Here is a 20,525-nt window from a genome sequence, read left to right as displayed (position 1 = left end):
ATGAAAGTTAAAAAAGTTCCTATGAGAAAATGTGTTGCTTGTGGAGAACAAAGAGAAAAAAAAGATTTATTGAGAATTGTAAATAATAAAGAAGAAGGAATTTTATTTGATACAACCGGAAAGAAAAATGGCAGAGGTGCTTATATTTGTATTTCTAGTAAATGTGTCGATAAAGCTAAGAAAAATAAGAGATTAAGTGTAGCATTAGAATCAGAGATTAGTAGTGATTTTTATGAAGAATTGAAAAAATATGTGGATTCTATTGAATAGCAAAGGGGTGCTAGTATGAGTAAAGTTAGAGTACATGAACTTGCAAAAGGTTTAAATCTTCAAAGCAAGGAATTGATTAATATAATTAGTGGATTAGGTGTAGAGGTTAAGAGCCATATGTCTATTCTTGAGGGAAAAGATTTAGAAACAGTTATTGGACATTTTAGAAAAATGGAAAATAAAAAGAATGAAAATATAAAAAATGAATCTTCAAAAGAAGAAAAGAAAGTTGATAAATCTGAAAAATTAGAAGATAAGAAAAATAATTTTAAGGATAACAAAAACTTCAATAAAGACAAAAAAGAAGGCTTTAATAGAGATAATAAGCCTTTTAATAAAGATAGAAAAGAAGGTTTTAACAAAGACAACAGAAACTCAAATAGAGATTCAAAAGATGGATTCAATAAAGATAATAGAAACTTTAATAAAGACAAAAAAGAAGGTTTTAATAGAGATAATAGACCTTTTAACAAAGATAGAAAAGAAGGTTTTAATAAAGACAATAGAAACTCAAATAGAGATTCAAAAGATGGATTCAATAAAGATAATAGAAACTTTAATAAAGACAAAAAAGAGGGTTTCAATAGAGATAATAAGCCTTTTAACAAAGATAAGAAACCGGGATTTAATAAAGATAATAAAAACTTTAATAAAGACGGTAGAAATTCAAAAGATGGATTTAATAAAGATAGAAATTTCGGAAAAGATAAAAAAGATTTTGGAAGAAAATTTGATGATAGAAAGAAAGACTTTTTAGATGATGTTGTAGAAGTAGTTGACCCAGCTATCGAAAAAAGAGATGCTAGAAAAACTCATTTACAAGGTCAGGAAAAAAATAAAAAGAATAAATCATTAAATGAACATAAAATGAGAGAAGATAGAAATCCAAATCTTATTTTAAAACCGGCCAAAAAGAAAAATAAAGCTAACCATAAAACTAAGAGCGATAGCGATTTAGAATTTGAAAGTAAGGTAGAAAATGTTGGAGAAATTAAAATTCCAGAAAGTATTACTGTAAAAGACTTTTCAGAAAGCTTAGGAGTAAATAGTGCTCAAGTTATTTCAAAATTAATTGCTCTTGGAATAATGGCAGGATTGAATCAAGAAATTGATTTTGACTGTGCAAGTTTAATTGCTGAAGAATTTGGAAAGACAGTTGTTTTAGAAACACCGGAAATTACTGATGAAAATGAAATTTTATCTTTAGATTATGAAGATAAAGCAGAAGACTTAGTTACTAGACCACCGGTTGTAACTGTAATGGGGCATGTTGACCATGGTAAAACTTCTCTACTAGACTATATTAGAAAATCTAAAGTAACAAGTCAAGAAGCTGGTGGTATTACCCAACATATTGGTGCTTATACTGTAAATATTAATAGTAATAAAATTGTATTTTTAGATACTCCGGGACACGAAGCATTTACTGCTATGCGTTCAAGAGGAGCAAAAGTTACAGATATTTCTATTCTTGTTGTTGCAGCCGATGACGGGGTTATGCCACAAACTATTGAGGCCATTAACCACTCAAAAGCAGCAGGAGTTCCAATTATCGTTGCTATAAATAAAATAGATAAAGACGGTGCAAATCCTGAAAGAGTTAAAACAGAACTTGCTGATAATGGATTATTACCTGAAGATTGGGGTGGCGATGTAATTACAATGCCTGTATCAGCTAAAACAGGTGAAGGAATTGATGATTTACTTGAAATGGTACTTATGGTTGCCGAAGTTGAAGAATTAAAAGCAAATCCAAATAGAATGGCTATTGGTACTGTAATTGAAGCACAACTTGATAAAGGTAGAGGTCCTGTTGCTACAATATTAGTACAAAAGGGAACTCTTAATTCAGGAGATATGGTTATTTCAGGTACATCAACCGGTAGAATCAGAGCAATGTTTGATGATAAAGGAAAGAAAATTAAAAAGGCAACACCTTCAATGCCTGCTGTTATATTAGGACTTTCAGAAGTTCCGGAAGCAGGAAGTTTCATTTATGCAGTTAAAGACGAAAAAACTGCAAGAGGATATGCTCAAAGAATTATAAATGTTCAAAAAGAAAATATGATTGCATCCGGAAATAAAGTTTCTCTTGATGATTTATTTAATAAAATTCAAGATGGTAACTTAAAAGAAATTAAAATTATTGTTAAGACAGATGTTAGAGGAACAGTTGATGCAGTTAAAAACTCCCTTGAAAAATTAAGTAACGAAGAAGTTAAAGTTAATATAATTCATGGTGCAGTTGGTGGAATTAATGAATCAGATGTAATGCTTGCAGCTGCAAGTAATGCAATAATAATCGGATTTAATGTAAGACCTTCACAAGGCGCTATTGACTTATCAAGACATGAAAATGTTGACGTAAGAACATATAGAGTAATTTACGATGCTATTGAGGACATTAAATTAGCTGTAAAGGGAATGTTGGCTCCTACTTTTGTTGAAGAAGTTATTGGTAGAGCTGAAGTTAGGGCAACATTTAAAGTTCCTGGAATTGGTACTGTTGCAGGGGTTTATGTACTAAATGGTAAGGTAACAAGAAATGCAAAAGTAAGACTTCTTAGAGATGGAATAATTTTACATGAAGGTGAAATTTCATCATTAAAGAGATTTAAAGATGATGCTAAAGAACTTTTAACTGGATATGAAGGTGGACTTGGAATCGCAAATTATAACGATTTAAAAGAATCAGATATAATTGAAGCATACATTGATAAGGAAGTTGAAAGATAGAGGTTTTTTATGAATGCAAAAAGACTTGGAAGAATAGAATCTGAAATAAATAGAGTTTTATCAGATGCTATTTACAATGGAATAAAGGATAATAGAATAAATCCGTCAATTACAAACATAACTAAAGTTAGCGTAACAAATGATTTAGGCATTTGTTACGTTAGCATAAGTGTTTTTGGAGATGAAAAAGTTAAGGAAAGAACTATAAAAGGACTTGAAAATGCAACAGGGTATATGAAAAAAAGAATTTCCGAAACTTTAGATTTAAGACATACTCCAAAATTAATTTTTAAACTCGATGAATCTTTTGAAAAAGGTGTTTTAATGAATGAATTAATTATAAAAGTTTCAAAAGAAGATAGAGAAAAGAGGAAAATTTATGGAAATGTTGATGACGAAGAAGAATAACACGCCAAAAGAAATTTTAGATTTGATAAAATCTTCAGAAAAAATTGGAGTAATTTCTCATAAAAATCCTGATGGAGATAATATTGGCTCTACAATAGCAACAGTTCTTGGAATTAGAGAAAATTTAAATAAAAATATATTTGGAATTAAAGTAGATTATTTTCCAAAAGATTTGATGTTTTTAGACACTCTTAAAAATATCGAAGAAATTGATGAACAAGATTTAGATTTATTAATTTACGTTGACTGTGGAGGAGTTGATAGACCCGGAGATATAGGAGAAGTTTTTAGAAAAAGAGCTAAAAAAACTATAAATATTGACCACCACAAGACAAACGAACACTTTGCAGATTTTAATTATGTATTTCCAAATATGAGTTCAACTTGTGAGATAGTATTTAATTTATTTAAGGAATTTAATTTTGAAATCTCAAAAGAGGTTGCAGATGCTTTATTGGTTGGAATAAATACAGATACTTATAGATTTTTATATCAATCATCAGGAGCATCAACTTTGAGAGTTTGTGCTGAGCTTTATGACTTAGGTGCCGACAAAGATTTCATTTACCAAAAACTTTATCAAAATAAAAATTTTGAAGTTGAAATGTTTAAAAATAAATTAATAAATAGAGCAAAATTATATTTCAACAATAAAGTTGCAATAATCGGAATGTTTAAAGCAGATTTTGAAGGAACGGACTTAACAATGGATATGGTTGATGACATTGTGAACTATTATAGAGATATAAATGGATTTGAAGTTTCTGTACTATTTAAAGAACTTGAGGTTAACTTATTCAAAGGAAGTGTTAGAAGTAAAGAATTTGTTGATGTTTCAAAAATTTGCAAATACTTTAACGGTGGTGGACATACAAGGTCATCAGGTTGTGTTATAGATGGAGATTTCGATTTTGCTGTTAATTCATTTTTAGAAAAATTAAAAAGTGAGTATCCTAATGAATTTTAACGGAATATTAAATGTATATAAACCGAAAGGATTTACAAGTAGAGATATTGTAAATATAGTTAGAAAAATTTATAAAACAAAGAAAGTTGGACACGCAGGAACTCTTGACCCTAATGCAACCGGAGTTTTGCCCATTGCTATTGGAAGTGCAACAAAACTTGTTGATTATATTCAAACTATGGGAAAGAGTTATATTGGAGAAATGGCTTTAGGAATAAATACCGATACTTTGGATATATGGGGTAAAAGTATTGAGTCTAAAGAAATTTCTTTAGATAAAAATAAATTTTTTGAAGTTATAAAAAAATATGATAATAAAAAAATTATGCAATTACCACCGATGTATTCTGCTTTAAAGAAAGACGGAAAAAGATTATATGAATACGCAAGAGCAGGAATAGAAGTTGAAAGAGAAGAAAGAGAAGTAGAAATATATTCTTTAATAATTCTTAACTTTTATGAAAATAAAATACGTTTTGAAGTTAGTTGTTCAAAAGGAACATATATTCGTACTTTATTTAATGATATTGCATCAGATACAAATAATTTATCATATATGAGCTCTCTTTGTAGAAATAAATACGGAATGTTTAAGATTGAAGATTCATATTCATTGGAAAGGCTTAAAACTTTTAACGAAGATGAACTTCAAAAAACTTTAACAAAGATAGAAGATATTTTTCAATATGAAAGAATAGATTTTGATAAAAAATATTTCAAACACATTTCAAATGGACTTAGAAAGACTTTTGATATAGATAGAGAGGGAATTTTTAAAATCTATTGCAACAATATTTTTATTGGAATTGGGGAACTAATTTCAGCAGAAGATAAAAAACTTTTAAAAATGAAAAATATATTTTATAAATCAAATGAATAATCAAGGCTGTGAATTTTCACAGCTTTTTTTGTTGACAAAAATTACTGTATTTGATATATATATATATATATTAGGGGAGGAAGATTTATGAAAAATCTAAAGAAAAATATTTATCTTTATTCAATATTAATTCTAATATTTAGCATTTTTACAGTTTATTCAAATGCAAATATGCCTATGATTGTAAAGGAAATTACAGATAGTATTTCAGTTAAAAATTTTGATGGCATTTTTAATTACTTTGTAAAGTATGCTTTATTAATCCTATTAGTTTTGAGTTCGGAATTTATCACTAAATTTTTAAACAGCAAATATAAAAAATGTTTGTATCTAAAACTTAGAAATTTTTTTGTTCGAGGAATTTTAAATTCCGGTAAAAAGTGCGAAAATCCACAAGAACTTTATTCGATTTATAATAATGAAATAGAATCAGTAGTTGAGGAATACTATTTAACTATTCCACATATTTTATTTCAAGGAATATCAATTATTTGGTATATGTACTTGTTGTTTTCTTTAAATATTACTGCATCATTTATAATTCTAGCAACAAATATTATTTCAATTTTAATTCCTTACGCATTTGAAGGAAGTATGCAAAAAACTAGAGAAAAAGGCGTTTTAGGACTTAGACAACTAAACACAGCTTTTTACGATATTGTTGAGGGAATAGGCACCATAAAAAGATATTCTATAGAGGAAAATATAAATAACAAAATGGAAAATATTTCATCTGATGAACAAAAATATTCTTATATTTATGGAATTAAAAATGCTCTACTTGAAATTAGTATGGGGGCTATTTCATTTGCATCACAATTTTTAATTTACTATGTTATCATAAACTCAATTATAAACGGAAAAGAAACAATCGGTACATTTATAGCAATTTTACAATTATCTGACTTGTTGATATATCCGATTAATAGTATTTCAAGTTCTTTAATAACAGTATTTTCAATGAAAAAAGTAAAAAATGATTTATTTGAAATTTTATCTGATTGCGAATTTAAAGAAAACGAATTAGAAAAAATTGAAAAAATAGAATTTGAAAATGTTAGCTTTGCATATAATGAAAGTAAAAATGTAATTACCCATTTTTCAAATATATTTGAAAAAAATAAAAAGTATTTAATAAAAGGACAAAATGGCTCTGGAAAAAGTACAATTTTAAAATTATTATTTGGAGATTTTGAAAACTATACAGGAAATATAAAAATAAACGGAAAAAATATAAAAGAATATCCGAATATTTCAAAGAACATTGTATATGTTGAGCAAAATTCATTTTTATTTAACGAAAATATCGTTTCAAACATAACATTATTTAAAAAATTTGATGATAGTCAGATTTGCGATATATTAAATAAAGTTAATTTAGATAAAAAACTTATAGAAAATAGAAACGAAAACCTAAACGAATTAAATCTTTCAATATCCAGAGGGGAAAAACAAAAAATCATAATTGCAAGAGCATTGCTAAGAGATAGTAACTTTATTGTATTTGACGAGGCAATGAGTAATGTAGATAAAAATTCTATTTCAATCATTGAAAATATGATTTTAAGCAATAAAAATTTAGGATTTATAAATATTTCCCACAATTATTCAGAAGAAAATTTACAAATGTATGACTATATCCTAGACTTTGAAAACGGAAAAGTAAATATAATGAAAAAATCCAATGTTTAAAATCATTGGATTTTTTTGTTCTCATTCAATGCGAAGTTCTGTGTAATGGTGAGGTTCTTCTTACATAATTTCTATTAATTTTCTATTTAGTTTTGAGATAGGGAGTCCTACTATATTAAAATAATCACCTTTTATGTATTTTATTAGTAGATTTCCTTTGTCTTGTATTCCGTAGCTACCGGCTTTGTCAAATGGGTTTTCTGATTTAATATAATCTTCAATTAATTCTTTTTGTGTAGAATCTAGGTCATAAAAAGTTACAAAACTCTTTTCTGAAAATGTATGAAATTGTCCTTTAAAATATATTGTAACAGATGTTTGTACGAGATGTTCTTTTCCAGATAAATATTCCAAAATAGATTTTGCATCATTATAGTCAAGCGGTTTTCCAAATAGTTTTTTATCGTCATAAACAATTGTATCTGCCGATATAATTAATGAATCTTTATGTTTTAGACTTATATCTTTACATTTTTCAAAGGATAAAATATCACATAGATTACTAAATTTTTCTAAATTATTTTTATAAGTTTTACTTAAAATTTCTTTTTCTAATTTTCTTTCATCGATATTGGAAGGAATTATCTTAAAATCTTCAAATATATATTTTAGAAGTTCTTTTCTTCTTTGTGAGTTGCTGGCTAGTATAATATCATAATTTTTCATAAAAATCTCCTAATGTTATTTGCTTGAATTATATCAAAATTATAAAATTTAGGCAATGGGTCAAATTTGTGGCTAAAGGGTAATAAAGTACCATGTATGAAGATACTTCGACTACGCTAACGCTACGATAAGTATGACGTATTAGGAGCTTTAAATGTCAAATTACTATTACGTTAATATTTCCTATCTACATCATTTCGACTGAAACGAACAAAGTGAGTGAAATGGAGAAATCTTCGAACATGGATTATTACTTAACGTTAGTTACTTTCTTGTCCAAATCATAGATTTGTATAATCTTTGCATCATACCTACTTTTATTCACAAGCGAATAAAGTTAGGGCTAGATTGACAAAATTAGAAATAACAATAAAAAAACATCTCAACATTTCTTAATGTCAAGATGTATTTTTTAATCCAATATTGCTCAACTGCCTTTGTAAAATAAGTTTTAAATTATATTAAATCAACTTTCCAGTTACTCCATACATTATCATAAAAAAGCATGATAATGTAAAAGTTGTGAAAGTTAATAGTAATTTTAATATTTCTAGTGTTTCTATTTCTGGATTTTTATTTTTTCTTTTTTGCATAATAATTACCTCCAATTTAAAATAACTTTTTAAGTTACTAATATTATACAACTAAAAAAATAACTTGTCAAGATACTTTTTAAAGAAATTTGAAAAATTTTTTAAATAAATTGCTTTTTAAGTTATTTTGTTATATAATATATTTAGAATAGTAGAGGTGATAGTATGACTACTGGTGATAGATTAAAAGAACTTAGACAAAAAGCTAATCTTACTTTATTGGAGGCAGGTGAGCTTATTGGTACAAGTAAACAAAATTTATTCAAGTATGAGAATGATATAATAACAAATATTCCGATAGATAGATTGGTGAAGTTGGCTGAGATTTATAATTCAACGCCTATTGAAATTTTGGGTTGGGAAAATTATACAAATACTCCTAATTCAACTAAGGCATCTTTATATAATTATTTGCCTTATGGGGTTTCTGCGGGTGCTCCTGATGGTCCGAATTACGAAGTTGAACTTGAAAAAATAGAAATAAGTGATTCTGTTATGGGTCCTTATGCAAATGATGATGATATTTTAATAATGCATGTAAATGGGGAAAGTATGAATAAGGTAATTCCAAATGGAAGTTATATTGCTGTTAAATTGAACTATCCTATTTATAATTTAGAAGATGAAGATATTGTTGTATTTTCTAATAATGGAGAATATAGTTTGAAATTATTTTTTAGAGATGGGGAAGATATTATTTTTAGACCTTCTTCAACTTATCATTCATTTACGGATTTTAAATTTTCAAAAGATGAAGAATTTTCTATTTTAGGAAAAGTGGTTATGTATTGTGTTAATTTGTAATAAATTTAATTAAAAATCTAGTGCGTTTTTGCACTAGATTTTTTAAATTTTTAGTATTGCTATTGCTAAGATAAAATATATTATTAAACTTGTTGCATCTACAATAGTTGTTATGAGTGGAGCTGCAGCACTTGCAGGGTCCATTTTTAATTTTTTTGCAATTAATGGAAGTATTCCTCCAGCAATATTTGCAGAAATTAAAGATATTGTTATTGTAAGACTAACTACAAAACTTATAGCAAAGGTTATATTTTTTGAGCCAAAAATATATAATCTGACAAAATTTGTAACAAATAATATCGCTCCACAAATCAAGCCTACTGCTAATTCTTTTTTAAAAACTATAAAAATATCTTTTATATTCAAATCATCAACTGCAATTCCACGAATAACCATAGTTGAACTTTGTCCACCGGCGTTACCTGCTGTTGACATTATGATTGGAATTGATGCAGAAAGTATTGCAACAGCGCTAAGTTTATCTTCAAAGTATTGTAAAATATATCCTGTAAATGTTGCTGAAATCATTAAGATTAAGAGCCAAGATATTCTTGATTTTACCATTTCTTTTGTATCTGTTTTTAAGTATGAACCGTCAGTTGGTGTGATACCACTCATTTTATGAATATCTTCTGTTGCCTCTTCGTTCAAAATATCCAAAACGTCATCGGCAGTAACAATACCTATTAAACTGTTATGGTCATTTAAAACACAAATAGTCGTTAAGTCGTATTTACTTAGTATAGATGCAACCTCTTCTTGGTCGGTGTTTGTATGGACATAGTGAATATTTTTATCCATTATATCCGAAATCAATTTATCATTTTTAGAAACAATTATATCTCTTAAATTTACAATTCCAACTAAAACTCTTTTTTTATCTATTACAAAACATACGTTTACAGTTTCGGCAATTTTGGCTTGTTTTTTTATTTTTGTAATAGCCTCTGCAACAGTATCTTCTTCTAAAAGTTCTACAAAGTCGGTACTCATAACAGAGCCGGCAGTATTTTCTTCATAACTTAAAAGATGATTTATTTCTTTTCTATGTTCAGGAGAAACATTATCCAAAATATGTTTAATTACATTTGATGGCATTTCTTCAAGGAAATCTATAATATCATCACTAAACATATTATCAAAAATACTTTTTAATTCAACAGAAGATAGAGCTGACGCTAAACTTTCTTGATATTCAGGCTCTAAGTAGCTGAATAATTCTGCTGAAATATCTTTTGGCAATATTTTAAAAACGAATAACGCTTGGTCCAATTCTAATTCAATAAATATTTCACTTAAGTCAACAATATTGTATTCATCAAAAATTTCTCTTATTAATAATACCTTTTTTTCTTTTATAAGTTCAGGAAGTAGGGAAGATAATTGCTCTTTACTGTATTCTAAAAAATTATACTCCATAGATTCCACCTCCTAAAAACATTGATGCTAACGCAAAATAAATTGTTAATGAAATTGCATCACAAACAGTTGTTAAAATCGGTCCACTCATTGATGCAGGGTCTTGCTTTAATGTACTTGCAAATAAAGGTAAAATACCACCGATTAAATTTGCAATGGTTATAATTATATAAATAGTTGCAGAAATTAAAATTGCGATAGAGAGGGATATTTTAGGCATAAATATTAAAATTCTTAAAATATTTACCGTAAATAATATTGCTCCTAAAATTAGGGAATTTAAAAGTTCTGTTTTTATTACATATTTAAAATCACTTATACTTAAATTATCTATTGCTATTCCTCTTACTACCATTGCACTTGATTGGCTTCCAGCATTTCCGGCTGTATCCATTAGCATTGGAATGAATATAACAAGTGATGGAATTTTTAAAGTTAAATCACTATTTTTTGTTAAAATCATTCCGGAAACAGTAGCAGAAACCATCAAAATTAAAAGCCAAGTTATTCTACTTTTTACCATTTCAATTATTGGCATATTTATATAAGAACCTTCTATTGGAGTGATACCACCCATTTTTTGTAAGTCCTCAGTAACTTCGTCTTGAATGATATCATAAACATCATCGATTGTTATAATACCGATAAGACGGTGTTGGTCATTTACAACAGGAAGTACAATTAAATCGTATTTTGTAAATATTTTTGAAACTTCTTCTTGGTCTTCATCACATTCAACAGAAATAACATCGGTTTCCATAATATCAGAAATTAATGTATTTGCAGGGGATAATAATATACTTCTCATCGAAACAAATCCTAAAAGAATGTGTTGGTCATTAGTTATATAGCAGTAAGAAATGGTTTCAGCAAGTCTTTCCTTATCTTTAATCATTTCTAAAGCCTCATCAGTTGTTAGTTCGGGGTCTAACTCAACGTAGTCGGTACTCATAACAGAACCGGCGCTATTTTCTTTAAAGTTTAAAATCATATTGATTTCACTTCTTCTTTGATTAGATGCAGAATTTAAAACCCTTTTTACAATATTTGCAGGAAGTTCTTCTAAAAATTCACTAATATCATCTGTAAACATATAGTCCAACATTATTTTTATTTCATGGTCTTGTAGTCCATTTATTACTTCTTGTTTCATATTTTGAGGTAAATAAGCAAAAATTTCAGCAGTTTTTTCTTTTTTAATAACTTTAAACATGAATAAAATTTCTTTTATTTCAAAATATTCTTCAAATATATTTGCAAGAGTTACTTCGTTTGTATCGTAAATTATATCTCTTAAATGAAAAATATTTTTTTCTTCTAAAGAAACTTTTAATTCGTTAGCAATGATTTTACTTTTTTCTAAAGAATTTTCTTTTAAATCCATAAAACACCTCCTATAAAAATTTTTAGAAATATATATTAATATTATATCATATTTCCATTTTAATAAATTTAAAAAGGTAAATATGATGAAATAAATATTCTTTTACACAAGAATCGTAAATTCATATTTATTATAACATATTTCCAATTTAGATAATCTTTAAATGGTAAATATGATGAAATAAATATTCTTTTACATAAGAATCGTAAATTCATATTTATTATATCATATTTTTTGATTTGGATAAATTTATTTTGATTTAAAAAATATTTAAATAAAATTTATAAAAATTATATTATCAAATTTTAATGTTTTTATAAATTTTTTGCTTGAAAAATTTTTACTAAAATGTTGAAAATTTAATCTTTTTGTGTTATAATTCAATGTGAATATATTTGTTTAAATCAAAATTTTACTTTTGTTTAGTTACAAAAATAAAATATATTGAAATTAAGGTGAGAAGATGAGAATAATATCTGGAAAAAAAAGGGGATTGAGTTTATTATCTCCTACAGATTATAATGTTAGACCTACTACCGATAAGGTAAAAGAATCTATTTTTAATATTCTATTTGATATAGATTCAAAATCAATTGTGTTAGACCTGTTTTGTGGTAGTGGTGCTATGGGTATTGAATTTTTAAGTAGAGGAGCTGAGAGGGTTTATTTTTGTGATTTATCTACGGATAGTTTAAAAATCACAAAACAAAATCTTGAAAAAGCTAATTTTTTAGAAAATTCAATAATTATAAATAAAGATTATATGGATTCTTTAAATTATTTTTATGATAATAATTTAAAGTTCGATTATATATTTTTAGATCCACCGTACAAAGAAGAATATATTAAAAAATCATTAGATTTTATTTGGAATAACAATATTTTAAATGATGATGCTGTAATTATTGTTGAAACGGATAAAGATATTGTTATAGAAAATTTTGAAATTATAAAAGAAAAAAAATATTCTAAAACTAAGGTAATATTTTTAGAAAGGAAAATCTAAATATGAAAGTAGTTTTTCCAGGAAGTTTTGACCCTATAACCATTGGTCATAAGAGTATTATTTTGAAAATACTAGATATTTTTAAATCAGTAGATGTCGTTGTTTTAAATAATATAAATAAAAATCATCTTTTTTCTATTGAAGAAAGAAAAGATATTATTTTAAATATATTTAAAAATTATGAAAATGTTAGAGTAAATACTTATAACGGACTTTTAGCTAATTATGTTAAAGAAAATGATGTTAATCTTTTAGTTAGAGGTGTTAGAAATTCTTTAGATTTTGAATCTGAAAAGATTAATGCTAAAGTTAATAAAGAACTTTGTGGAGTAGAAACATTATTATTGTTTTCAGAGAGTTCTGATGAGTGTATTAGTTCTAGTGTTGTTAAAGATGTATTTTTAAATGGTGGCAATGTTGATTTATATGTAGATAAAATTGTTTTAGATATGTTATATAGAAAATTTAGGAGGAATGGATAATGGAAATTTTAGAATTAATTGACCGTATTGAAGATTTAGTAGAAGAAAGCTCAAGTTTACCTTTTTCAAAGAAAGTTATGGTAGATTCTGAGGCGTTATTTTTTATTTTAAAAGAAATGAGAGAAAGTATTCCGGAAGAAATTAAACAAGCTGAATGGATTCAAGAAGAAAAAGATAGAATATTAAACGATGCATCTAAAGATGCTAACCAAATTTTAGAACAAGCAAATAATGAATCTTATAGAATTAAAGCTGATGCTGAAGCTAGATATGAAAAGATGATTAACGAAAGTGATGTTGTTGTTGCTGCCGAAAGTAAAGCAAATGAAATTTTATTAAAGGCTGAACAAAATGCCAAAACTATCAGAATACAAACTAATACTTATGTAGATGATGTTTTATCAAAAACTCAAGAAAAATTAAGAGATTTAATTACTGTTTTAGATACTAACAGAAGTGAATTGAGAAAATAATCGGAGATAGAATGAATAAAGTTACTGAAAATTTAACTTTAGAAATTGATGATATTAAAAATTTATTTGGAAACTTAGATTCTAATATTGATTTAATTTCTAAAGAATTTGATGTATTTATAAAAAATAATGATATTGGTTTATCTATTACCGGAGATGAAAAAATGGTTTTATTATGTATAAAAACCATTGAGTTTTTAGTTAAAGATGGTATGTCTGAAAGTATAGATAAACAAAAAATTTCTTATGTAATTGAGAAAGTAAAGGAAGAAAACAAAGAAATATTAAATGATTGGTTAGACTATACTATTTGTTTAAATTCAAAATTAAAACCTATAAAACCAAAAACATTAGGTCAAAGAAAATATATTTCTGCAATAGAGGATAATGTAATTACTTTTGGTATTGGTCCGGCAGGAACCGGAAAAACTTTTTTGGCTATTGCTATGGCTGCAAAAGCATTAAAAAATAATTCGGTATCAAAGATAATTTTGACTAGACCAGCAGTTGAGGCAGGAGAAAATTTAGGATTTTTACCTGGAGATTTACAAGAAAAGATAGACCCTTATTTAAGACCTTTATATGATGCTTTATATAATATATTGGGATATGATAATTTTCTTAGATTAAAAGAAAAGGGGATTATTGAAGTTGCTCCTTTAGCATATATGAGAGGAAGAACTCTGGATAATGCTTTTATAATTCTTGATGAGGCACAAAATGCTACTAATGAACAAATGAAGATGTTTTTAACAAGAATAGGATTTGAATCTAAAGCTGTTATAACCGGAGATATTACTCAAATAGATTTAGGAAAGAGAAAAAGTTCCGGTCTTGTTTCAGTTAGTAAAATTTTGAAAAATATAAAGGGTATTAACTTTAATTATTTTGATAGCTCTGATGTTGTAAGACATAGTATAGTTATGAAAATAATAGAAGCATATACTAAATATGAAGATAGTCTAATGGAGAAAAAATAACTATGAATATTCTTTTTGATAATAGACAAGATTTTTTTGTTATCTCAGAAGAACTTAAAGAAAAAATTGAAAAATGTATTAAAACAGCTTTAAATATTGAAAATCACATAATAGATAATGTTGAAGTATCTGTTTCTTTTGTTACCAATGAGGAAATAAAGAATATAAATTCTGAATTCAGAAATATTGACAGGGAAACAGATGTTTTGTCTTTTCCTATGGATTTTGAATTTTTTGAAGAAGGAATGCCTTTTATTTTAGGTGATATTATAATTTCAACAGAAAAGGCTGTTGAACAGGCAAAAGAATTTGGACATAGTATTGATAGAGAAATTTTATATTTAGTTTGTCATTCTGTATTTCATTTGTTAGGATATGACCATATGGAAGAAAATGAAAAAATAATTATGAGAAGTAAAGAAAAAGAAACCATGAAGTTAATGGAAGTTTTTAAAGATGAAGAAAAATTCTAATTTTTTAGAAAGTTTTGTTTGCGCTTTCAAAGGGATAGTTTATGTATTTAAAAATGAGAGAAATTTTAAATTTCATATATTATTTTCCGCTTTAGTATTACTTTGTTCTTTATTTTTTAAATTATCTTATATAGAATTGTCTATAATATTAATTATGATAGCTATTGTTTTAACTTTAGAAATTATTAATACTATTATTGAAAATATTATGGATTTTTTATGTAAAGATTATAATGTAAATATAAAAATAATTAAAGATATGGCATCTGGTGCAGTCTTGGTTTCAGCTTTTATATCAATAATTGTTGGACTTTTGATATTTGTACCAAAGATAATCATTATGTTGGGTGATTAAATGAATATTTATGAAAAATTGGTAGAATGTGCTTTAGATAGTCAAAAAATGGCATATACTCCTTATTCTAATTTTAAAGTAGGAGCATCTGTGTTGACAGACTCAGATAAAATATATGGAGGCTGTAACATAGAAAATGCATCATATACTCCGACTGTTTGCGCAGAACGTGTAGCTATATTTAAAGCTATATATGATGGAGAAAAGAAAATAAAAAAAATTGCAGTTGTTGGAAAAGAAAATTCTTTTACTTATCCTTGTGGTGTTTGCAGACAAGTTATAAGAGAATTTTGTACAAATGATTGTGAAATTATTATAGTTAAAAATAGAGAAGAATATAAGGTAATAAAATTTTCTGAACTTTTACCTTATAGTTTTGGACCAGAGGATTTATAATATGGAAAGTATAAAGTCAGGATTTGTTAGTATTATTGGCAGGTCAAATGTTGGAAAATCAACTTTATTAAATAGAATTATTGGTGAAAAAATCTCAATTATTTCAAATAAACCCCAAACTACAAGAACAAATTTAAAATTGATATATAATTCCTTGGATTCTCAAATAATATTTGTTGATACTCCGGGGGTACAAAATCCAAAAAATAAATTAGGAGAGTTTATGTTAAAAGAGGCAAGAACCTCTCTTAAAGATGTTGATTTGATTTTGTATATGGTAGATGCTAATTTTGAAATTGGAGAATTAGATAGTTCTATAATTGAAATGCTTAAGAAAATAAATCTTCCAAAACTTTGTATTGTAAATAAAATAGATACATTAAACGCCGAAGAATTATCTAAACTTATTACAAAATATAAGGATATGAAATTATTTGATAATATTGTCCCTATATCAGCATCTGAAGGAACAAATGTTTATAACTTAATAAATGAAATAAAATCTTTTTTACCTTATGGTCCTAAATATTATTCTGATGATATGATTACAGACCAAACTGAAAGAGAAATTGTTGGAGAAATAATTAGGGAAAAGACACTTAATTTATTGAGAGATGAAATTCCTCACGGTATAAATATTTTAATTGAAAAATTTTCTATTAGAAAAAATAAACCTATTATAGATATTGACGCAACAATTTGTGTCGAAAAAAAATCACATAAAGGAATGGTAATAGGTAAAAATGGAGCTATGATTTTAAAAATTGGAAAATCTGCTAGAATAGATATTGAAAAATTTTTAGATTCAAAAGTTAATTTAAAATTATTTGTTAAAATAGACGACGACTGGAGAAATAAGTCATTCAAGGTGAAAGAATTTGGATATTTTAAAAAATAATATTTATAATAATGTAAATGGTTTTATTATTTCAGAAAATACTTATTTAAATAAAGGAAAAATATTTAGAGTTTATACAGATAAATTTGGACTTATTTCTATTTATAGTAAAAATACTGAAATGTATTTATCTATGTATTCTAATTACAATTTCAATTTAACATATGGAAATGAATTTTTTTACTGTAATGAATATGAAATGGTAGAATTTGTATCTTTTAAATCGAAAGAACATATTTTATTTTTGAATATTCTTACAGAAATAATTTTAAAAACTAATGTTCAAGAATTAAAAAATTTAGAAGTTTATAATTTAATTAAGGATATACTGAATGTAGAAAAAGTAGATTACAAAATAATTTTAACATATTTTTCAATTAAGTATTTAGCATTTAATGGTTATCATATATTATTTGAAAATATAAAAAATTTTGAAAAATTTAATTTTGATATATCTGAATTGGTTATAAATTCTAACTCAATTTTTAATTATAAATACAATTACATAATAAATAAATATGAGTATAATTATATTTATTTTCTATATAATTTAGAATCCTTTGAAAATTTTGATTCAATCAATTTTGAAGTTAATTATTCTAGGATTCTCGGCATAATGCTTAACGCTTTATGTTTAAATTTTAATATTTATAAATTAAATAGTTTTAACTTAAGGTGATTGATATGGCTTATATAAAGAAAGAAAAAATTGAAGAAATTAAAGAAAAATCAGATATTGTTTCTGTTGTAAGTGATTATTTGCCTGTTAAAAAAAGTGGAAGATATTATATGGGAAATTGTCCTTTTCATCATGAAAAGACTCCTTCTTTTTTTCTTTATCCGGAAACTAATACATTTCATTGTTTTGGTTGTGGTAAACATGGAGATAGTATTTCATTTTTAATGGAATTAGAATCTTTAGATTATGTTACTACATTAAAAAAATTAGCCGAAAAATTTGGCATAGAATTAGAGTATGAAAATAATTTTGATTCATTTAATAAAAAAAACTTTGATAAGTATTATGAGATTAATGCATTTGTTGCAAAATTTTATTATAGAAAAATGTTAGAAAATTCTGTTCCAAAACAATATTTAGCTAAAAGAGGAATTAATCCTAAATCAATTAATATTTTTTTGATTGGTTATGCTGATGAAAATTGGAAATCTCTATATAATGAATTAAAAGCAAAAAACTTTGATATAAAAATTGCCGAAGAACTTGGACTTATAATAAAAATTAAAACCGGCGATTATATTGATAGATTTAGAAATAGAATTATGTTTCCTATTTTAAATAAGGATAAAAAAATAATAGGTTTTGGTGGAAGAACTATTGTAAATGACAATGCAAAATATCTTAATTCACCAGAAAGTGTTATTTTTAAAAAAGGAGATAATGTCTATGCTATTGATAAAATTGTAGAAAATAATATTAGAGATAAAATATTGATTGTTGAAGGATATATGGACGTTATTTCTTTATATCAAAGTGGAATAAATTATGTTGTTGCAGGACTTGGAACTGCATTTACCGAAAATCAAGCAAGGTTAGTAAAAAGATATTCAAGAGAGAATGTATATTTGTGTTATGATGGAGATAATGCAGGAATAAACGCAACTAATAAAACTAATTCTGTTTTTAATGAAATTTCAATTAAACCAAATATTATAGTTCTTCCGGATAAATTAGACCCGGATGATTATATAAAAAAATATGGACTCGATGGATTTAATAAACTTTTAGAAAGTCCATATGATATTAATGGTTTTAATTATGAAAATTTGAAAAAAAACAAAAAAAATACCAATTCTATAACAGAAAATACAATTTTTTATGAAAGTGTTTTAAGTTTTTTAACTAAAATAGATACAAATATATTAAGAGATTTATATATAAATAAAATTTCAAGTGATTTTGGTTTAGATGTAAACTCATTAAAAGAAGATTTTAATAAATTTGATAAAAAAGAAGAAAATTATAAAGAAACTGAAGAGAATAAAGAGTTTCAAATAGATTATAAAAGTGAAAATTTGTTATTGAACTCTGACAAAAAAGTTTTAATAATGGGTATTATATTATTAATGAAGTGTGAAGAGAATATTTCAGATATTCTTCCTAAATTAGGAGAAATGTCTAAATATTCCGGTTTATATGATATTTTTTCTTATGTTGAAAATAATGTGAAAAATAATACTATAACTATTCCGTCCATGCTAATTGATAAATTTAAAAATAGTGTAGAAAAGTTAAAGATTGTAGATTATATAATAAAATGTTATAAAGAAAAAATTAATCTATCAACTTTAGATTATGTTAAATTATTAGATATATCTATTATAAATTTTGAAATTAGAAGAGTTACCAAAAATATTGAGAAACTAAGAGAAATGGACAAAAATAATGATGACGTAGTTTCCAATTTGAATTTCAACATTGAAAAATTAATGGAATTAAATAGGAATCTTAAGAGTATGGAGAAAGGGGCTCATCGTGGATAATAAATTGAATGATATTGAATATGATGAAGTAAAAATTTTAATTATAGAAGAACTTACAAAATATGCTAATGAACATAATGGTTTTGTTAATAATAAGTATCTTGAATCTTTAGATTTATTTAATTTGGTAGATATTGATGATATTGAAGAGATAAAATCTAAATTAGCTGAAAATCAAATTGAATTTATTGATGAATCTGAAAATTTAGAAGATATTGAAATTGATGATGATTTAATAGATTTAGAAGATGAAAAAGAAGATAATGAAGATGAAGAAATAAAATTAGAGGATTTTTCTGATTTAAAAGGTTTTAACATTGATGACCCCGTAAAAATGTATTTAAAAGAAATAGGAAAAATTCCACTACTTAGTGCTGATGAAGAAAGAATTTTGGCTGAAGATATGGAATCTGGAAGTGTTGAGGCTAAGAAAAAACTTGCTGAAACGAATTTAAGACTTGTAGTTAGTATAGCTAAAAGATATGTTGGTAGAGGAATGCAATTTTTGGACTTAATACAAGAAGGTAATATGGGTCTTATGAAAGCTGTTGAAAAATTTGATTTCAGAAGAGGCTTTAAGTTTAGTACTTATGCTACTTGGTGGATAAGACAAGCTATTACTAGGTCAATAGCAGACCAAGCTAGAACTATAAGAATTCCTGTTCATATGGTTGAAACTATAAACAAATTAGTTAGAATTGAAAGACAATTAGTTCAAGAGTTAGGTAGGGAACCAACTAATGAAGAAATTTCTGAACATATGGGAATTGAAGTTGATAAAGTAAATGAAATTAGGAAAATTGCTCAAGAACCTGTAAGTTTAGAAACTCCTATCGGTGAAGAAGATGATAGCCATTTAGGAGATTTCATTGAAGATGAAACAGCTATAGCTCCAGATGAAGCGGCTAATTTTTCAATGTTAAAGGAACAATTAAATCAAGTTTTAAGTACGCTTTCAGAAAGAGAAAAGAAAGTTTTAGAACTTAGATTTGGTCTTAATGATGGAACTCCTAGAACTTTAGAAGAAGTAGGTAAAGAATTTGAAGTTACTAGAGAAAGAATTAGACAAATCGAAGCTAAAGCTCTTAGAAAATTAAAACACCCTAGTAGAAGTCAAAAATTAAAAGACTTTTTGGAATAG

22 protein-coding genes are annotated in these 20,525 nt (G+C 25.8%); 18 read left to right on the top strand and 4 right to left on the bottom strand.

Annotated features, from left to right (window positions below; all coding sequences use genetic code 11):
* From rnpM to ACKTSI_RS03830, 6 genes are all read left to right on the top strand, one after another.
* Positions 1-270 carry an RNase P modulator RnpM gene (gene rnpM, locus ACKTSI_RS03855; protein ID WP_068472306.1) on the top strand — a complete coding sequence of 90 codons (270 nt, stop codon included), beginning with the start codon at positions 1-3 and terminating at the stop codon, positions 268-270.
* Between the two features lie 15 nt (positions 271-285).
* Positions 286-3,006, top strand: a complete 2,721-nt coding sequence (infB, locus tag ACKTSI_RS03850; RefSeq protein ID WP_353887917.1) for a translation initiation factor IF-2 — start codon at positions 286-288, stop codon at positions 3,004-3,006.
* Between the two features lie 9 nt (positions 3,007-3,015).
* Positions 3,016-3,414, top strand: a complete 399-nt coding sequence (gene rbfA / locus ACKTSI_RS03845; protein WP_068472308.1) for a 30S ribosome-binding factor RbfA — start codon at positions 3,016-3,018, stop codon at positions 3,412-3,414.
* A complete protein-coding gene (locus ACKTSI_RS03840; protein WP_407862540.1) occupies positions 3,386-4,381 on the top strand; it encodes a DHH family phosphoesterase in 996 nt (331 codons plus the stop codon). The genes rbfA and ACKTSI_RS03840 overlap by 29 nt, the downstream gene beginning before the upstream one ends.
* Positions 4,371-5,261 (top strand): tRNA pseudouridine(55) synthase TruB, encoded by an 891-nt coding sequence (truB, locus tag ACKTSI_RS03835; RefSeq protein ID WP_068472312.1) that lies wholly within the window; start codon positions 4,371-4,373, stop codon positions 5,259-5,261. The genes ACKTSI_RS03840 and truB overlap by 11 nt, the downstream gene beginning before the upstream one ends.
* An 87-nt stretch (positions 5,262-5,348) precedes the next feature.
* A complete protein-coding gene (locus tag ACKTSI_RS03830) occupies positions 5,349-6,953 on the top strand; it encodes an ATP-binding cassette domain-containing protein (protein WP_407862539.1) in 1,605 nt (534 codons plus the stop codon).
* 60 nt (positions 6,954-7,013) lie between these two features.
* Here the strand turns inward: ACKTSI_RS03830 and ACKTSI_RS03825 are convergent, their stop codons facing one another.
* Together ACKTSI_RS03825 and ACKTSI_RS03820 are read right to left on the bottom strand one after the other, a co-directional pair.
* Entirely contained in the window at positions 7,014-7,619 is a 606-nt protein-coding gene (locus ACKTSI_RS03825; protein WP_407862538.1) for a Maf family protein, read from the bottom strand.
* 461 nt (positions 7,620-8,080) lie between these two features.
* Complete coding sequence (locus ACKTSI_RS03820) at positions 8,081-8,212, bottom strand: hypothetical protein (RefSeq protein ID WP_288868886.1); 132 nt, start codon at positions 8,210-8,212, stop codon at positions 8,081-8,083.
* Between the two features lie 165 nt (positions 8,213-8,377).
* On the opposite strand from ACKTSI_RS03820, the gene ACKTSI_RS03815 reads away from it, so the two are divergent.
* Positions 8,378-9,016, top strand: a complete 639-nt coding sequence (locus ACKTSI_RS03815; RefSeq protein WP_288868887.1) for an XRE family transcriptional regulator — start codon at positions 8,378-8,380, stop codon at positions 9,014-9,016.
* A 42-nt stretch (positions 9,017-9,058) separates the two neighbouring features.
* Here ACKTSI_RS03815 and mgtE (ACKTSI_RS03810) read toward each other — a convergent pair whose 3' ends face one another.
* Positions 9,059-10,435, bottom strand: a complete 1,377-nt coding sequence (mgtE, locus tag ACKTSI_RS03810; RefSeq protein WP_288868888.1) for a magnesium transporter — start codon at positions 10,433-10,435, stop codon at positions 9,059-9,061.
* Positions 10,425-11,819: a magnesium transporter gene (gene mgtE, locus ACKTSI_RS03805; RefSeq protein ID WP_288868889.1), complete on the bottom strand. Its 1,395-nt coding sequence runs from the start codon at positions 11,817-11,819 to the stop codon at positions 10,425-10,427. Before mgtE (ACKTSI_RS03805) ends, mgtE (ACKTSI_RS03810) begins: the two co-directional genes overlap by 11 nt.
* Before the next feature lie 463 nt (positions 11,820-12,282).
* Between mgtE (ACKTSI_RS03805) and rsmD the strand changes: the two genes are divergently transcribed.
* The 11 genes from rsmD to rpoD are packed head-to-tail and all read left to right on the top strand — an operon-like array spanning position 12,283 to position 20,525.
* Positions 12,283-12,825 (top strand): 16S rRNA (guanine(966)-N(2))-methyltransferase RsmD, encoded by a 543-nt coding sequence (gene rsmD / locus ACKTSI_RS03800; RefSeq protein WP_407862537.1) that lies wholly within the window; start codon positions 12,283-12,285, stop codon positions 12,823-12,825.
* A 2-nt stretch (positions 12,826-12,827) separates the two neighbouring features.
* Positions 12,828-13,307, top strand: coding sequence for a pantetheine-phosphate adenylyltransferase (gene coaD, locus ACKTSI_RS03795; RefSeq protein ID WP_407862536.1), 480 nt, complete (start codon positions 12,828-12,830; stop codon positions 13,305-13,307).
* Positions 13,307-13,780, top strand: a complete 474-nt coding sequence (locus ACKTSI_RS03790; protein WP_068472328.1) for an ATPase — start codon at positions 13,307-13,309, stop codon at positions 13,778-13,780. Before coaD ends, ACKTSI_RS03790 begins: the two co-directional genes overlap by 1 nt.
* 11 nt (positions 13,781-13,791) lie before the next feature.
* Positions 13,792-14,760: a PhoH family protein gene (locus ACKTSI_RS03785; protein ID WP_407862535.1), complete on the top strand. Its 969-nt coding sequence runs from the start codon at positions 13,792-13,794 to the stop codon at positions 14,758-14,760.
* Positions 14,761-14,762: 2 nt separating this feature from the next.
* Positions 14,763-15,233 carry an rRNA maturation RNase YbeY gene (gene ybeY / locus ACKTSI_RS03780; RefSeq protein ID WP_068472333.1) on the top strand — a complete coding sequence of 157 codons (471 nt, stop codon included), beginning with the start codon at positions 14,763-14,765 and terminating at the stop codon, positions 15,231-15,233.
* Positions 15,217-15,588: a diacylglycerol kinase family protein gene (locus ACKTSI_RS03775; protein ID WP_407862534.1), complete on the top strand. Its 372-nt coding sequence runs from the start codon at positions 15,217-15,219 to the stop codon at positions 15,586-15,588. The genes ybeY and ACKTSI_RS03775 overlap by 17 nt, the downstream gene beginning before the upstream one ends.
* Entirely contained in the window at positions 15,589-15,984 is a 396-nt protein-coding gene (cdd, locus tag ACKTSI_RS03770) for a cytidine deaminase (protein WP_068472337.1), read from the top strand. It abuts the gene before it with no gap.
* Between the two features lies 1 nt (position 15,985).
* Positions 15,986-16,882: a GTPase Era gene (gene era, locus ACKTSI_RS03765; protein WP_407862533.1), complete on the top strand. Its 897-nt coding sequence runs from the start codon at positions 15,986-15,988 to the stop codon at positions 16,880-16,882.
* Positions 16,863-17,561: a DNA recombination protein RecO gene (locus tag ACKTSI_RS03760; RefSeq protein WP_407862532.1), complete on the top strand. Its 699-nt coding sequence runs from the start codon at positions 16,863-16,865 to the stop codon at positions 17,559-17,561. Before era ends, ACKTSI_RS03760 begins: the two co-directional genes overlap by 20 nt.
* Positions 17,562-17,566: 5 nt before the next feature.
* Complete coding sequence (gene dnaG / locus ACKTSI_RS03755; RefSeq protein WP_407862531.1) at positions 17,567-19,384, top strand: DNA primase; 1,818 nt, start codon at positions 17,567-17,569, stop codon at positions 19,382-19,384.
* Positions 19,377-20,525, top strand: a complete 1,149-nt coding sequence (gene rpoD, locus ACKTSI_RS03750) for an RNA polymerase sigma factor RpoD (protein WP_068472345.1) — start codon at positions 19,377-19,379, stop codon at positions 20,523-20,525. Before dnaG ends, rpoD begins: the two co-directional genes overlap by 8 nt.

The sequence above is a fragment of the Parvimonas parva genome, from assembly GCF_045866535.1.
GTDB lineage: Bacteria > Bacillota > Clostridia > Tissierellales > Peptoniphilaceae > Parvimonas > Parvimonas parva.
This window is presented reverse-complemented; position numbering and strand designations above follow the sequence as displayed.